Source organism: Nocardia sp. NPDC056064, from assembly GCF_042266925.1.
Lineage (GTDB): Bacteria > Actinomycetota > Actinomycetes > Mycobacteriales > Mycobacteriaceae > Nocardia.
Map to the genome: position 1 here is coordinate 56,691 of NZ_JBHJWO010000003.1, position 15,017 is coordinate 71,707.

17 protein-coding genes are annotated in these 15,017 nt (G+C 70.6%); 4 read left to right on the forward strand and 13 right to left on the reverse strand.

Features of this window, described 5'->3' with window-relative positions:
• The first annotated feature begins 71 nt into the window (after window positions 1-71).
• Window positions 72-914: a MerR family transcriptional regulator gene (locus ACFC06_RS26875; protein WP_375937482.1), complete on the forward strand. Its 843-nt coding sequence runs from the start codon at window positions 72-74 to the stop codon at window positions 912-914.
• A gap of 29 nt (window positions 915-943) precedes the next feature.
• Window positions 944-2,398 (forward strand): SDR family oxidoreductase, encoded by a 1,455-nt coding sequence (locus ACFC06_RS26880; RefSeq protein ID WP_375937485.1) that lies wholly within the window; start codon window positions 944-946, stop codon window positions 2,396-2,398.
• Between the two features lie 12 nt (window positions 2,399-2,410).
• On the opposite strand, the gene ACFC06_RS26885 is transcribed toward ACFC06_RS26880, so the two are convergent.
• The 5 genes from ACFC06_RS26885 to ACFC06_RS26905 form a co-directional block, all read right to left on the reverse strand.
• On the reverse strand, window positions 2,411-2,902 hold the full coding sequence (locus ACFC06_RS26885) for a DUF6764 family protein (protein WP_375937488.1): 492 nt from the start codon (window positions 2,900-2,902) through the stop codon (window positions 2,411-2,413).
• 138 nt (window positions 2,903-3,040) lie between these two features.
• Window positions 3,041-4,009, reverse strand: coding sequence for a phytoene/squalene synthase family protein (locus ACFC06_RS26890; RefSeq protein ID WP_375937491.1), 969 nt, complete (start codon window positions 4,007-4,009; stop codon window positions 3,041-3,043).
• Window positions 4,006-5,523, reverse strand: coding sequence for a phytoene desaturase family protein (gene crtI, locus ACFC06_RS26895; RefSeq protein WP_375937494.1), 1,518 nt, complete (start codon window positions 5,521-5,523; stop codon window positions 4,006-4,008). The genes ACFC06_RS26890 and crtI overlap by 4 nt, the downstream gene beginning before the upstream one ends.
• A 38-nt stretch (window positions 5,524-5,561) precedes the next feature.
• Window positions 5,562-6,686 carry a polyprenyl synthetase family protein gene (locus tag ACFC06_RS26900; RefSeq protein WP_375937497.1) on the reverse strand — a complete coding sequence of 375 codons (1,125 nt, stop codon included), beginning with the start codon at window positions 6,684-6,686 and terminating at the stop codon, window positions 5,562-5,564.
• Window positions 6,687-6,741: 55 nt separating this feature from the next.
• Window positions 6,742-8,070 (reverse strand): TIGR01777 family oxidoreductase, encoded by a 1,329-nt coding sequence (locus ACFC06_RS26905; protein WP_375937500.1) that lies wholly within the window; start codon window positions 8,068-8,070, stop codon window positions 6,742-6,744.
• A 250-nt stretch (window positions 8,071-8,320) separates the two neighbouring features.
• Between ACFC06_RS26905 and ACFC06_RS26910 the strand changes: the two genes are divergently transcribed.
• Window positions 8,321-9,382 (forward strand): serine/threonine-protein kinase, encoded by a 1,062-nt coding sequence (locus ACFC06_RS26910; RefSeq protein ID WP_375937503.1) that lies wholly within the window; start codon window positions 8,321-8,323, stop codon window positions 9,380-9,382.
• A 58-nt stretch (window positions 9,383-9,440) separates the two neighbouring features.
• Here ACFC06_RS26910 and ACFC06_RS26915 read toward each other — a convergent pair whose 3' ends face one another.
• The 6 genes from ACFC06_RS26915 to lipB form a co-directional block, all read right to left on the reverse strand.
• Window positions 9,441-9,902 (reverse strand): Imm1 family immunity protein, encoded by a 462-nt coding sequence (locus ACFC06_RS26915; protein ID WP_375937506.1) that lies wholly within the window; start codon window positions 9,900-9,902, stop codon window positions 9,441-9,443.
• A gap of 152 nt (window positions 9,903-10,054) precedes the next feature.
• The gene (locus ACFC06_RS26920) at window positions 10,055-10,366 is read right to left on the reverse strand and encodes a pyrimidine/purine nucleoside phosphorylase (RefSeq protein WP_375937509.1); all 312 of its coding nucleotides are present in this window, start codon (window positions 10,364-10,366) and stop codon (window positions 10,055-10,057) included.
• 27 nt (window positions 10,367-10,393) lie between these two features.
• Window positions 10,394-10,783, reverse strand: coding sequence for a DUF86 domain-containing protein (locus ACFC06_RS26925; RefSeq protein ID WP_375937512.1), 390 nt, complete (start codon window positions 10,781-10,783; stop codon window positions 10,394-10,396).
• Complete coding sequence (locus tag ACFC06_RS26930) at window positions 10,770-11,069, reverse strand: nucleotidyltransferase family protein (RefSeq protein ID WP_375937515.1); 300 nt, start codon at window positions 11,067-11,069, stop codon at window positions 10,770-10,772. Before ACFC06_RS26930 ends, ACFC06_RS26925 begins: the two co-directional genes overlap by 14 nt.
• Before the next feature lie 45 nt (window positions 11,070-11,114).
• Window positions 11,115-12,137, reverse strand: coding sequence for a lipoyl synthase (gene lipA / locus ACFC06_RS26935; RefSeq protein ID WP_375937518.1), 1,023 nt, complete (start codon window positions 12,135-12,137; stop codon window positions 11,115-11,117).
• Complete coding sequence (gene lipB / locus ACFC06_RS26940) at window positions 12,134-12,883, reverse strand: lipoyl(octanoyl) transferase LipB (protein WP_375937521.1); 750 nt, start codon at window positions 12,881-12,883, stop codon at window positions 12,134-12,136. The genes lipA and lipB overlap by 4 nt, the downstream gene beginning before the upstream one ends.
• 123 nt (window positions 12,884-13,006) lie before the next feature.
• Between lipB and ACFC06_RS26945 the strand changes: the two genes are divergently transcribed.
• Entirely contained in the window at window positions 13,007-13,591 is a 585-nt protein-coding gene (locus ACFC06_RS26945) for a hypothetical protein (RefSeq protein WP_375937523.1), read from the forward strand.
• 5 nt (window positions 13,592-13,596) lie between these two features.
• On the opposite strand, the gene ACFC06_RS26950 is transcribed toward ACFC06_RS26945, so the two are convergent.
• Together ACFC06_RS26950 and ACFC06_RS26955 are read right to left on the reverse strand one after the other, a co-directional pair.
• Window positions 13,597-14,100, reverse strand: coding sequence for a GNAT family N-acetyltransferase (locus tag ACFC06_RS26950; RefSeq protein WP_375937526.1), 504 nt, complete (start codon window positions 14,098-14,100; stop codon window positions 13,597-13,599).
• Window positions 14,101-14,108: 8 nt separating this feature from the next.
• A complete protein-coding gene (locus ACFC06_RS26955; protein ID WP_375937529.1) occupies window positions 14,109-15,005 on the reverse strand; it encodes a TIGR01777 family oxidoreductase in 897 nt (298 codons plus the stop codon).
• Window positions 15,006-15,017 lie beyond the last annotated feature (12 nt).

Sequence of the window (15,017 nt, forward strand, 5' to 3'; positions counted from 1 at the left end):
GTCGGCGAGAGGAGTTCCGTGAGGGCATGGCTATGACACGCGGGCGCGGCGCGATCGGTCAGAATGGAACGATGCTCGCCGGTCCCGCCCCTGCCTCCGATACGGCCGGATACACGGTGCGCGCGGTGGCGGATCGTCTCGGAATCCCGACCGCCACCCTGCGTAGCTGGAATCGCCGCTACGCCGTCGGTCCCACGCAGGCGCGCCCCGGCAAGCACCGTCTCTACACCGAGGCCGATATCGCCCTGCTCGAACGCATGCTCACTTTGATCCGCGACGGTGCCAGCCCGGCGGGGGCCGCGGCGGCGGTGCGCGGCTCGGCCGTGCCCGCCGGTGACCGCGCGGCCCTGCTGGAGGCCGCTTTCGCCCTCGACTCCTCGGGCACGGTCGAGCGGATCGAGGCGCACGTGCGCGCCTACGGTGTGGTCCGTACCTGGGAGGAACTGTGCAGGCCCGCGTTCGCCGACATCGTGGCGCGCCAGGGCGTGGGCGAGAACTGCATCGATATCGAGCACCTGCTGTCGTGGTCGATCGCCGCGGTGATGCAGCGGGTGCGGACCGCGCCCGTGGTCGCGGGCCACACCATCGTGCTGGCCTGCACCGGCGGCGAAACCCACGCGCTCCCTTTGGAAGTGCTGCGCGCGGCGCTCGCCGAACAGGGCACGGGGGCCCGGATGCTCGGCGCCGATGTGCCGACCGTGGCCCTGGCCGGCGCCATGGCGCGCGCGGCGGGGCCGGTCTCGCTGCTGCTGTGGTCGCAGCGGGAATCGAGCGCGTTGACCTCGGCCGTGCTGGCCGGCGTGGACGCGGGCGCCCAGGTGTTCGTCGGGGGACCCGGCTGGGACTGGGTCACGTTGCCCGCGGAGGTGACACGGATCGGCTCGCTCGCCGAGGCGGTCGACGCGTTGTCCTGACATCGACGACAGGAAGCGAGCTGATTGCGATGCGCTGTGTGGTCTTCGGCGCGACCGGCTACATCGGCGGTCGCCTGGTTCCCGCCCTGCTCGAGGCCGATCATCAGGTCCGGGTGGTGGCCCGCACCCCGGCCAAGACGGCCGACGCTCCCTGGCACGACCGGGTGGAACTGGTCCGCGGTGACGTCACCGAGGAAGAGCAGGTCCGGGCCGCCGTGGCGGATCAGGAGGTCGTCTACTATCTGGTCCACTCGCTGACCCGCGGCGATTTCTCCGGCATCGACCGGGACGCGGCGCGGATCGTCGCGGCGGCGGCCGAGGCGGCCGGAGTCGCGCGGATCGTCTATCTCGGCGGGATCGTCCCGCCCGACGCCACGCTCTCGCGGCACCTCGCCTCGCGCGCCGAGGTCGGCGAGATCTTCCGGCGATCCGGTGTGCCCACCGTCGAACTGCGGGCGGCGGTGATCATCGGGTCGGGGTCGGCGAGCTTCGAGATGCTGCGCTATCTGTCCGAACGGCTGCCCGCGATGATCACTCCGCGCTGGGTGCACAACAGGATTCAGCCGATCGCCGTCCGCGATGTGCTGTACTACCTGGTGCGCGCGGCGCAACTGCCCGGCGAGGTGGACCGGGCGTTCGACATCGGCGGTCCCGACGTCCTGTCCTATCTGGCGATGATGCGCGAGTACGCCGTGGTCGCCGGGCTGAACCGGCGGGTCGTGCTCCCGGTCCCGGTCCTCACGCCGTGGTTGTCGGCGCAGTGGGTCAACCTGGTGACGCCGGTGCCGCGCGCGCTCGCGGTACCGCTGATCGAGTCGCTGGTCCACGAGGTGGTGTGCGGCGAACACGATATCGCCGCACACATTCCCGACCCCGACGGTGGCCTCACCGGGTACCGGCGGGCGGTGGAGCTGGCGCTGACCCGCGTCCGCAACGCGGAGGTGCCGACCCGCTGGTCCGATGCGAGCACCTACGGCGCGCCCTCGGACCCGCTGCCCACCGACCCCGACTGGTCCGGCGGTTCTCTCTACGAAGACGTCCGGGTGAGCCGGACCGAGGCCGACCCCGAAACCCTGTGGGCGGTCATCGAATCCATCGGCGGCGAGAACGGCTGGTACTCGTTTCCGCTGGCCTGGTCGCTGCGCGGCTGGATCGACCGGGTCAGCGGCGGAGTGGGTCTGCGGCGCGGTCGCAAGCACCCGCACCGCCTGCAGGCCGGCGAGGCCCTGGACTGGTGGCGGGTGGAATACCTCGAGCGTCCGCGCCTGCTCCGGCTGCGCGCCGAGATGCGGGTGCCGGGCCTGGCCTGGCTGGAGCTGGCCGTCGAGCCCGAGCCCGCCGGGGGCTCGCGCTACCGGCAGCGGGCGATCTTCCAGCCGCACGGACTCGCCGGGCATCTCTACTGGAAGTCGATCGCGCCGTTCCACAACGCGGTCTTCGGCGGGATGGTCCGCAATATCGTCCGGACGGCCGAACAGACCTGATACCGGGCCGCGTCAGCCGAGCGCGACGCATCCTTGCAGCGTCTGGAAGTCACCGGCGAAAGCGGGGCCGCCGGTGCAGGTCGGTGTGCTCACCCCGTCGATGGTGACGGCCGCGCCGGGACCGGCGATGCCGAGCGACAGACCGGGGCGCACGCCGGTGGCGTCGACCACCGATCCCGGGCCCAGTGCCAGCGCGGCGGGACCCGAAAGGCCCTGTGCCTGTGCGGAAGCCGTACCGCCGCCGACCGCGATCGCCAGCGCGAGGGCCTGCTGCCCGGCGGCGGAGGAGGCGGAACCCTCGACGCCGAACGCGGCGGCGGCGCTCCCGTCGACGCTCGTCGCGGAGCACTGCGCGGTACCCGACGAGTTCTCGGCCGCGGCGGCACCGGGTGCGCGGCACTCCACCGGCGCCGCCCCGGCGGCCGGAGCGAGCGCGATCATGCCCGCGATCGCCAGGGCCGCGCCGATTCCGGCACCTGCCGCTTGCCTGTAGTGACTGTTCATCATGCGCTCCTCGTGCGGGTTCGTCGGGTTCCAGGCGGCCTCATCTCACGGTCGCGGGATCGGAAAAGGTGTGTTCGATTTTAGGAGGGTGGCGAAGCAACGGCGACAAACGATGCATAATTGATGCAGTGTCGGGAGTCATCCCGACCCGCGGGCCGGGGTGAGCCGGTCGGCGTGGCCACCACGCCGCGCCCACCACGCACGAGCCAACGCCGACCCGGCGACCCGGGCGCGACGCGCGTTGCCCACGGTGGCGCGTGCCTCGAACACCGCGAAATCGCTGTCCTCGATGCGGTCGAGAATCTCCGAGTAGAGAACGGCGGCCGTGGCGACACACGGTCGCGACACCGGATCCAGCAGCGCTATGCCGGTCTCGGCGTAGCGGTACCAGTCGCGGGCGACGGCGTGCTGAGCGGCCAGCGCGGCGCGGACCTCCGTGTCGACGCGACGGTGCTCGCGGCACCACCGCAGCCGGTCGCGATCCACGCCGAAGGCGGCGAGTTCGTCGGCGGGCAGATACACCCGGCCGCGGTCGAGGTCTTCGGCGATATCGCGCAGGAAGTTGGTGAGCTGGAACGCCTTTCCCAGGGCCGCGGCATAGGGGGCGGCCTCGTCCAGGGGGCCGACCGTGCCGAGAACGGGCAGCACCTGCAGGCCGATGACATCGGCCGACCCGCGCACATAGCGATCCAGCGCGGCGCGGTCGGGATAGTCGGTCACCGTCAGATCCATGCGCATCGAGTCGAGGAACTCGTCGAACAGGACGGTGTCGATGCGGTACCGGGTGACGGTGTCGGCCAGCGCGGCCAGGATCGGGTCGGTTCCCGGGGGGTCGGACAGGCTGACGCGCAGGTCCCGTGTCACCGCAGCCAGCCGTGTCGCGGCGCTCTCGGCCACCTCGGCGGGCGGCGGTTCGTCGACGATGTCGTCGGCCCAGCGGGCGAAGCCGTAGAGGGCGTGGATCGCCGGTCGCTGGGCGGGGGCGAGCAGCCGGGTGGCGAGGAAGAACGTGCGTCCGTGTCGCGCGTTGAGATCCCGGCAGCGCTGGTAGGCCGCGCGCAGTTGCGCGTCGTGGATGCCCGCGGCGTCGAGTTCTCCGCGGATCATGGCCGGACCTCCTGGACGATGACCGATCGTCGCGCTCCGGCGGGGGCGCCGGTGACGCGGTCGGCGGCCAGGCGCCCCGAGAGCAGCGCGGTCGGCACCCCGACACCGGGGACGGTGCCGCAGCCGGCCAGCACCGCGTTGCTGGTGCCGCGCGGCAGGTTCGAGGGACGGAAGGGCCCGGTCTGGGCGAAGGTGTGCGCCAGCGAGAACGGGGTTCCGGCGAGCAGGCCCTGACGTGCCCAGTCGGCGGGGGTGTCCAGGTGCACGAGGTGAGAGTCCGCGACGAAGCTCGGCACCAGCCGGTCCTGCACTCGCGCGGTGAGCTCGGCGCTGTAGGCGGCGGCGTGACGGTCCCAGTCCGGGTCGCCGTGCTGGAGGTTGGGGACGGGCGCGAGGACGGTGAACAGGTCGCGGCCGGGTGGCGCCAGGGTGGGGTCGGTGGCGGTCGGGCGGGTGACCAGCAGCGAGGGGTCGGTCATCCTTTTCCCGGTATGGATGAGTTCGTCGAAGGTCTGTTTCCACGCGGCGCCGAAGACGAGATTGTGGTGCGCGGTCGGCGCGGTGGCGGGGAATCCGACGTGCATGACGACGGCGGACGGCGCGGGCCGCCATGTCATCGGACGGCGCGGGGCGCGATCGAGCAAGGCGTAGGCGGTCGGCAGCTCGGTCGCCACGACGACCGCGTCACAGGGGATTCGCCGTCCGCTCTCGGTGCGCACCGCGGTGATGGTGGAGCCGCGCCGTTCCAGTTCCTCGACTGTCTCGCCGTAGCAGAAGCTCACCCCGGCGTCGGCGGCCGAAGCGGCCAGAGCGTCGGGGAGCGCGCGCATTCCGCCGCGCGGGAAGTAGACCCCGCCGACCGTGTCCATGTAGGAGATCACCGCGTACAGTGCCAGCGCCCGCTGCGGTGCCACCCCCGCGTAGAGGGATTGGAAGGTGAACACCCTGCGGAGGCGTTCGTCGGTCAGGAACGATTCGACCGCCCGGTCCAGCCGCCGGAATCCACCCAGGGCGATCAGGCGGGCCAGCGCCGGGGTCAGCAGCGAGAGCGGGGAGTCGAAGTTCGCGGCGACGAATCGGTCGAACTCGACGCGGTACAGCTCGCTCAGCCAGGCCCGCAGGCGCCGATACCCCTCGACCTGCCCGGGACCGGCGAAGGCCGCGACCGATTCCTCCATCGCCGCGGCGTCGCTGTGGATGTCCAATCCGCTGCCGTCGGCGAAGTGCGCCCGATAGGCCGGGACGACCGGCAGCAGTTCCAGCCGCGCGTCGAGGCTGTCGCCGACCGCGCCGAGCGTCTCGGCGACGATGTCGGGCATGGTCAGGACCGAGGGCCCGGTGTCGAGCCGGTAGCCCGCGACATCGCGTCGTCCGGCACGGCCACCGGGGACGGTCTCCCGTTCGACGACGGTGACCGTGCGGCCACGTCCCGCCAGGTGCAGCGCGGCCGCCAGACCGGCCAGGCCCGCGCCGATCACGACCACGTCATCGGTCTTTCCCGCTATCGCTCGCATCTGTTCCTCACGCTCGGATCATCGGATGAGACGGCGGCTCAGTGCCGTCGGTGGGTGCACAACAGGGCCATCCGGCGCAGCGCGTCGGCGACCGAGGAGTCGAGATCGGCGCTGTCGAGCGACCGATGCGCTTGTTCGACGCGGGCCTGGATCATCTGCTCGGCGTGTTGCCGCGCGCCGCTGTCGGCGATGACCGTCTGCGCCAGCGCGACGCCGCGGTCGTCGATGGACTCGGCGGCCCACAGCGCGCGCAGCCGTGCGCGGTCCGTCGGCCCGGCGAGCTGATCGGCCAGGGCGATCACGGTGGTGGCCTTGCGTTCCCGGATGTCGTCGCCGAGGGGTTTGCCGGTGGTCGCCGGGTCGCCGAAGACGCCGAGCAGGTCGTCACGCAGCTGGAACGCTTCCCCGATGGCTTCGCCGTACTCACCGAGGAGGGTCATCACTGTGTCGTCGCAGCCCGCCATCGCGGCCCCCAGCTCGAGGGGGCGGCGCACCGTGTAGTTGCCCGATTTACGGCGCGCGATGTCGAGCACGGCGTCCACGGTGGGGACGAGGGCCGCGTCGTTGGTCAGATCGGCGAGCTGACCGACCGCCAGTTCGCTGCGCATCGCGTCGTAGCGGGGCCACGCGCGTTCCAGTGCGGCCGCGCCGACGCCGCTCTCGCGCAGCATGCGCTCGGCCCACACCAGAAACAGGTCGGCGAGCAGGATCGCCGCGGACTCGCCGAACCGATCCGAGGAACCCGACAACCCCCGGTCCCGGTGCCAGGCGGCGAGGCGCCGGTGCGTCGACGGCCGTCCCCGCCGCAGCGGTGACTCGTCCATCACGTCGTCCTGGAGCAGGGCGAAGGCGTGCAGGAGTTCGGCACTGGCGGCCGCGCGCAAGGCTGGCTCGGATTCGCCTGTGCCGCCACACAACCAGCCGAGGTAGACGAACACCGACCGCACACCCTTGCCGCCGGACGCGAACTCCAGCATCAGCTGCCCCGGCAACGAGAAGCCCCGCGGGTCGAGTTCGGCCCGGCAGCGGTCGCGGACGAATTCACCGACATGATCACGCACCGACATCTGCGTGCGCGTGAGCCATCGGGTGAATCGGGCGGACCGCTCGTCACCCAGGGGTGAGGTGTAGGGCTGCCGCGCTGTCGCGTGCTCTGCGTTCACGCATCGATTGTGACAGCTTTCGCGGCGATTTGCATCGTTTGTGCCTCGTTTGAGTTCAACGGCCGAGCAGATGACGCAGCGTCTGCTCCAGATCTGGAGTCCGGAAGACGTGATCGGCCGTGGACAGGCGGTGCGGGGACACCCGCTGATTCGCTTCGGCCAGCTCGCGCGCCCCCTGACGGCCCAGCAGCAGCGCGGGGCCGAAGGACGGGACCGGGAGCAGCGCGGGGCGGTGCAGCACGTGCGCGAGCGTCGCGGTGTACTCGGTATTGCGCACCGGATTCGGTGCGACCGCGTTGACCGGGCCCGCGAGCGAATCGTCCCAGAGCGCACGGTGATACACGTCGACGAGGTCGTCCAGGCCGATCCAGGACTGCCACTGGGTGCCGTCGCCGATCCGGCCGCCGAGCCCGGCCGCGAACAAGGGTCGCAGCAGGCGCAGGGTGCCGCCCGCGGGGGACTGGACGATGCCGGTGCGTACCTGCACGACGCGGGTGTCGGCGGCCGCCGCGGAGTCTTCCCAGGCGGTCACCAGCTCGGCCAGGAAACCGTCACCTGGGTCGGCGGTCTCGGTGAGGATCTCGTCGCCGCGGTCGTAGCCGTAGTAGCCGATGGCCGAGGCGGACACGAAGGTGGCGACACCGCTGGCCACCTCGGCGAGGGCGCGGGTGGGGCCGATGCGGCTGTCGGCGACGGCGCGGCGGTGGTCCTCGGTGAACCGGCCCGCGATCGACGCGCCCGCCAGGTGGACGACCGCGTCGACGCCGGTCAGCAGGTCGGGGGCGGGATCGTCGGGGTCCCAGCGACGTTCGTCCGGACCGGTCGGCGCATGCCGCACGAGCCGGACGACCCGGTGCCCGCCGGTGGACAGGAACGCGCACAGTGCCGTGCCCACCATCCCGGACGCGCCGCTGACCGCGATGGTGCGCGCGGTGAATCCGTGCTCGGCCGCGCGCCGATGGGCGGCCAGGTCGTCGGTGAGCTGGCGATGGCGGTAGTCGAACATCGGGCGCAGCATGCGGGTGGGGAGCGGGGTGTCGACGCGGTCGGCGACGCGGGTGTGCTCGGCGTCGACGGCGGTGAACTCGTGGGTGTGCCGCCAGGGGAGCAGGCGGCCGACCGGCGCCGAGGCGAGTCCGTCGGCGGCGACGGCGTCGGCGAAACGGTGCGGTGGGTCGTAGGCGGCCGGGTCGTGCCGCGCGACCCAGCGCAGACCGCCCGGCAGGCCGAGTACGGCGCTGCCCCGGGCCAGGTCGTCGGACTCGCTCAGCAGCCGGACGGGCTGCCACGGTGGCGCGAGCCGGGTGAAGGCCCCGGGGCGCGCGAACCAGGCGAACACCTCGTCGCGGGGTGCGGAGACAACGATCGAACAGTCGATGCCCATCCCTCGACTGTAGCTCTCCCGGTGATCGAATGAAACGATTGCGCATCGTTTACCTCGGCGATTCGATGCCCCCGAGGCGCCGTGAGCCGAAACATCCCACCATAGTGGACATTTCGGCGATCAGCCCAGGTCACGCGCCTGCTCCGGGGGTCCGGGTTGCAGTAGACGCCGTGGCTCGGTAGAAATTCGATCGTGTGGGCGTGCTGAACACTGCTGTCCGCTGTTCGGCGCGTTTCAGAGGGGGACACAGATGGTCGCAGTCGGCGACTCGTTTGCCGGTCACGTCATCGAACGAGTGCTCGGCCACGGCGGGATGGGCACGGTGTACCTGGCCAAGCATCCCCGGTTGCCGCGCTCGATCGCGCTCAAACTGCTGCACCGTGAACTCTCCGCCGACCCCGACGTGCGGCGCCGCTTCGAACGCGAAGCCGATATCGTTGCCGGACTGGAACATCCGAGCATCGTCGGGATTCTGGATCGCGGCACCGACGACGATCAGCTGTGGATCTCGATGCCGTTCATCCGCGGCACCGACGCGAGCAGGCTGCGCGCGGACGAGGTCTCCGCCCAGCGGGCCACCCGGATCATCACCGAGATCGGGGACGCGCTCGACTACGCGCACCGCAACGGCGTCCTGCACCGGGACGTGAAGCCCGCCAATATCCTGCTCACCGCGGCGGGCGACGGCCGCCCCGAACGCGCGGTGCTGACCGACTTCGGTATCGCCCGGGTCGTCGACTCCTCGCGGCTCACCCCGGCGGGCACCGTGTCGGCGACGCTGGCCTACGCGTCACCGGAGCAGCTGCTCGGCGACACCGTCGACGAACGCAGCGACCAGTACTCCCTGGCCTGCACGCTGTACTCGCTGCTGGCCGGTTCGCCGCCCTACCGCGCCACCCATCCCGGGCGGGTGATCACCGGGCACATCAGCCAGCCGATGCCGCGCATCACCGAGCAGCGCGCCGACCTGCCCAGGGAACTCGACGAGGTGCTCGCCCGGGCAGCCGCCAAGAACGCCGCCGACCGCTACCCGAACTGCAACGACTTCGCCACGGCGGCCCGCTTCTCGCTACGCCCGCTACCCCCGGTCACCCCGCAGGCCCCCGCCCCGCCCGGCCCCCGCACCTCACCTGCGCTCACGATGCCCGCCCGCGAGCGCGAAGCCGACACCGTGGTGACCACCACCACCCAGCCCCACGAACCGATCACCGCCCGCGAAATCGCCTACTGGGCACTGGCCGTGATCGCCACCGTCGGCATCCTGGGCGCGGCCTGGGCCCTGATCGGCGCGTATCTGTCGGCGTTCCTCTAGAACTGGCCACAGCTGCTTGCAACGCCTCGCGCGCACGGCCTGAAGACGGAGACCTCGTTCATTCTCCCCACGGGTCGAGAAACGACCGGTCGGTCTCGTCGGCGCCCTCGTCCGACCACTCCTGCCACTCGATGACGTCTGGTCGCTTCCCCCTGGTGTCGTAGAAGGACCCGACGGCCGCCTTCAGGACATCGAGCGGAACCATCGAATCCGACGGAAAATAACGGGGATTGCCGAAGTCGAGGTAGCAGACCGGCTGGCCACAGCATCGGTCGCCTTTGCTGTACCGGGCTTCAACCGGACCGGCGTAGTACAGGCTGCCTACGCCCTGCGTCCCGGAGACACCCACGAACAGCGCGGAGGTATTCGGTTCCCGCGGCAGCACATACATGTACTTCAGGCAGATATCTTCCGAGGTCGCCATCTCGTCGACGGCGTCGATCAGTTCGTCCGCGGAAGTGGGAAGAAGCGGCGTGTCGAGGTGCTCGGGTTTGAAGCAGACTTCGTACGGGACGCGCATCGATCGCGAACTCCCTGGGTCGAGTGCCTTCCCAGCCTGGATCCGCGTGAGGTGAGCTCAGACTGGTCGCTCGGCGCGAATCGTCGTAACGCAGAACGTTCGGTGGTTGCCGGGGGCGTCGACCGGGGCGGGGTGCGCCCCGGTCGCGGCGATCAGCCGTAGTGGCAGATGTAGTGCATGGTGTCGACGACCTCGATGTCGAAGGAGCTGTCACCGGGGATCGAGAACGACTCGCCCGCACGGTAGGTGACGGTCTCGGTCGACCCGGCCAGCGTCACCTTGGCCTCGCCCGCGACCAGTTCCATGACCTCGGGCGCGGCGGTGCCGAAGGTCAGGCTCGACGGCTGGATGACACCGACCGACTTCTTGGTCCCGTCGGCCAGCTCCAGGCTGTAGCTGACGCACTTCCCGTCGAAGTAGACATTGGCCTGCTTGGTGACGGAGACATTCTCGAACTTCGACATGGGTCCTTCCACGATGTTAGGGAAGGCTCAGTCTAGCCAGGCAGGTTTGTGCACGCGTACACGGTCGGCTTCGGCGGGGTCGCGCTGTGCCAGGGTCGCGAGAACGCGGTCGGCGAGCTCCGGCACGCTCTTCGTCGCGGCGTTGAAGACGATGGTCAAGTCCGCTTCGAAATACTGATGGACCAGCATGTTCCGCATACCCCGGATCAGCTTCCACGGAATCTCTGGCTGCGCGTCCCGGGTCTCGGGCGCCAGTGACGACGCCGCTTCGCCGATGATCGACAGTTGGCGGATCACCCCGTCTTGGCGCAGATCGTCTTCGCCGAAATCGGCGAGGGTCAGGTTCTGGAGGTAGGAGGCGATGCGGTAGTGAGCGAGCACGATATCGGCGAGGTACAGGTCTTCACGCCGCGACATGCAGGTCCTTCGCTTCCGCCAGAACAGCGTCGCGAATGAACCAATGCAGGTACTTCTTCGGAACGACATCGACTTTTCTGCCCAGCAGTTCCTCCAGCTCTTCCTGGAACCCGAAGAACTCCAGGCCGATGTCGGTGCCCGGCTTCAGCAGGTAGAGCAGGTCGACGTCGCTGTCCGGTCCATCCGAGCCGCGGGCGACCGATCCGAACACCGATAGCTCGATGACGTCGTACTTCTCGCACAGCGCCCGCAACCTCGGCATCAGGGTGTCGAAATCGATCGCCATCTCGCCTCCTCGAGGGTACGACTGCTTCCGAGTCTAGCGGGCGCCTCAGCTGCCGAAGCGGGCCAGGACGGAGCTGGCTTCCTGGGAGGCGGTGCCTTCCTGGGCCAGGTGGGTCATGGCTTCGGGGATTTCGCGGCCGTGGTGGGTCATGGCCTGGGCGTAGAGGCGGCCGGCGCGGTAGGAGGAGCGGACCAGGGGGCCTGCCATGACGCCGGCGAAGCCGAGGTTCTCGGCGAACTTGGAGTGTTCGACGAACTCCTCCGGCTTGACCCAGCGGTCGACGGGGTGGTGGCGGGGGGAGGGGCGCAGGTACTGGGTGATGGTGAGGATGTCGCAGCCCGCTTCGTGCAGGTCACGCATGGCCTCGGTGACTTCCTCGGGGGTCTCGCCCATGCCCAGGATGAGGTTGGACTTGGTGACCAGGCCGGCCTCGCGGGCGGCGGTGATGACGGCCAGCGAGCGCTCGTAGCGGAAGGCGGGGCGGATGCGCTTGAAGATGCGCGGCACCGTCTCCAGGTTGTGCGCCAGCACCTCGGGGCGCGCGGCGAAGACCTCGGCGAGCTGATCGGGGTCGGCGTTGAAGTCGGGGATGAGCAGTTCGACGCCGGTGCTCGGGTTGAGCCGCTTGATCGCGTTGACGGTCTCGGCGTAGAGCCAGGCGCCGCCGTCGTCGAGGTCGTCGCGGGCCACGCCGGTGATGGTGGAGTAGCGCAGGCCCATGGCCTGGACGCTCTCGGCCACGCGGCGGGGCTCGTCGCGGTCGAGGGCGGCGGGCTTGCCGGTGTCGATCTGGCAGAAGTCGCAGCGCCGCGTGCACTGTTCACCGCCGATGAGGAAGGTGGCCTCGCGGTCTTCCCAGCATTCGAAGATGTTGGGGCATCCGGCTTCCTCGCAGACCGTGTGCAGGCCTTCGCGTTTCACCAGGCCCTTGAGCTCGGTGTATTCGGGGCCCATGGTGGCGCGGGTGCGAATCCACTTGGGTTTGCGCTCGATCGGGGTCTCGGCGTTGCGCGCCTCGATGCGCAGCAGCTTGCGTCCGGCGGGGGCAGAGGCGTCTACGGGGCTCACTGGACCGACTCTACGCTCGGGGCCTGCGCGTTCGCCGGGCCGGTGGTGCGATCAATGTCATGTTCGCGGACGGGAATTTCCCCGTCCAGGGCGGCGATGATGGCGGCCGCGACGAGCGGCTCCACCTCGGCGACGGTGACCTCGCGGCCGAGTTCGCGGGTCAGGGTGGTGACACCGGCGTCGCGGATGCCGCACGGCACGATCGCGTCGAAGCCGTCGAGGGCGGAATTGCAGTTCAGCGAGATGCCGTGCAGGGCGACCCCGCGCTGCACGCGCACCCCGACCGCGGCGACCTTGCGTTCGGGGAGGAACCCGGTGGCCGGCAGCCACACGCCGGAGCGGCCCTCGACGCGTCCGCAGGTGACGCCGAGACCGGTGATCACCTGGATCAGCGCCTCTTCCAGCCTGCGCACGTACTGCACGACATCGACCGGCTCGGCCAGCCGCACGATCGGATAGCCCACCAGCTGCCCCGGCCCGTGCCAGGTGATCTTGCCGCCCCGGTCGACCTGCACCACCGGCGTGCCGTCGATCGGCAGGTCCGTCTCCTCGGTGCGGCGGCCGGCGGTGTAGACCGAGGGATGCTCGAGCAGCAGCAGCCGGTCGTTGCCGGTGCCCCCGGCCCGCTCCTCGGCGATCCGCCGTTGCAGTTCCCAGGCGGCGTGGTAGTCGATGAGCCCGAGGTTCTCGACCACGATCGGGGTCGAATCGAACCGTGCGGACGCGGTGCGGCGCGTGGTGTTCACGGTCCTGACGTTACGCCCAGACGGCGGCGCGAGCGCAGACGGCCGCAGCGAACGTGTCGGTAGGTGGTGGGATGCTGACCCGGACACGCAGAACTCGTGACGACCGACCGGAAGGTGCCCACCGTGACTCGATCCGCCGCCCATTTCGCGCTGCTCTGGCCGGGCGCGACCGTGCACGAGGTGGGCAAGCTGCCGGTTCCGCACGGGCGGGTCACCTTCCGGGACGGCGTGATCGTGCGCGGCGACACGGCGATCGTCGAGGTCGATGTGCCGCCGGGCGTGCACGATCTACTGCTGATAAACAACGACGAGCGGCAGTGCCACTTCGGTATCGCCCTGTCCGGTCGCGATCCGGACCGCGCGGAATACGTGACCCGTCCCGACGGCCGGTTGGCGCTGATCGGCATGGAGACGCTCACCGTCCTGATCGCCGACGCCCACTCCGCCGACGCGATGATCGCCGACCCCGCTTTCGACTCGCGCGCGCAGTGGGCCTGGCTCGGCGGGAGGTTCGATCGGCGGGAGAGGGCGAAGGTGCTCGAGGAGCCCGGCGGGGCGCTGACGGTCGGGATCGCCACCGGGGCCGATACCGAGCGCTACGCGGTGATCCTGGGCTACCGCGGCGACGACCTGGTCTGGGTCGGGGCCGAGCTGATCAATCCCTGGCATCCCGAGGACCTGGCCCGCGAGCCGGGACTGTCCGCCTGACGGGATCAGGGTTCCAGGGGGAAGACGCGCTGCATGAGGGTGAGGTCCATCCAGCGGCCGAACTTGTGGCCGACCTCGGGCAGTTCGCCGACGGTGTGGAAGCCGAAGCGTTCGTGCAGGGTGATCGAGCCGGTGTTGCCGGATTCGATGGCGGCGACCATGACGTGGACGCGGCCGGACTCGGCGGCGCGCTCGATCAGCGCGGTGAGCAGGGCGGTGGCGACGCCGCGGCGCTGGAAGCGGCTGTCGACGTAGACGGAGTTCTCGACGGTGAAGCGGTAGCCGGACTTGGGGCGCCAGCGGCCGTAGGAGGCGTAACCGGCGACCTCGCCGTCGATCTCGGCGATCAGGATCGGCATGTCCGCCGCGGCACGGTCGGCGAACCAGGTGAGGCGGTCGTCGAGGTCGACCTCGTCGGTGTCCCAGATCGCGGTCGACTCGGCGATATTGGTGTTGTGGATGACCAGCACGGCGGGCAGGTCGTCCTTGTCGGCCTCGCGAATCAGCATGCCGGACCTCACGATCGGCCGACGGCGGCGGCCAGGGCGGCACCGATGGTCGGGTGCTGGAAGGAATAGCCCGCCTGTTCCAGGGCGGCGGGGATCGCCCGGGGACCGCGCAGCAGCGCCTCGTCGGCGAGCTCGCCCACCAGGGCGCGCAGCGCGAAACCAGGGACGACGATCGGCGTCGGCCGGTGCAGGGCCCGGCCCAGGGCGCGGTTGAACTCCGCGTTGGTGACGGGCGCGGGGCCCGCGGCGTTGACCGGGCCGGAGATCTCGGGGTTGGTCAAGGCGAACACGATGGCGCCGACCTCGTCGTCGAGGGAGATCCACGGCGTGTACTGGCGGCCGCTGCCCAGGCGTCCGCCCAGGCCGAGCCAGTAGAGCGGATGCAACATACTCAGCATGCCGCCGTTGCGGGCCAGCACCACCGCGCTGCGGATCAGGACGGTCCGGGTGCCCGCGGCCCGGGCCGGTTCGGTGGCGGCTTCCCAGTCGCGGCACAGCGTGGCCAGGAAACCCGTTCCGGCGGGGGCGGTCTCGTCGACGATCGCGTCGCCGGTGCCGCCGCCGTAGTAGTGCGAGCCGCTGGCGTTGACCAGCGTCGGCACTCCGGCGGCGGCCACGGCGACCGCGAGGACATCGGTGGGGGTGATCCGGCTGTCACGCAGCAACTGCTTGTAGCCGCCGTTCCAGCGGCGCCCGCCCAGGCTCGCGCCGCACAGATTCACCACGGCGTCGGCCCCGCGCAACGCCCGCTCGTCGAGCTGGGCGCGCGCGGGATCCCAGGTGAACTCGTCCGGTGCCGCGGCCGCGCGGCGCACCAGCCGGGAGACCTGGTGCCCGTCGCGGCGCAAGGCCGCGACGAGCGCCGTCCCGATCAGTCCGGACGAACCGGCGATCACCACCTTCATCGAGTCGGATTC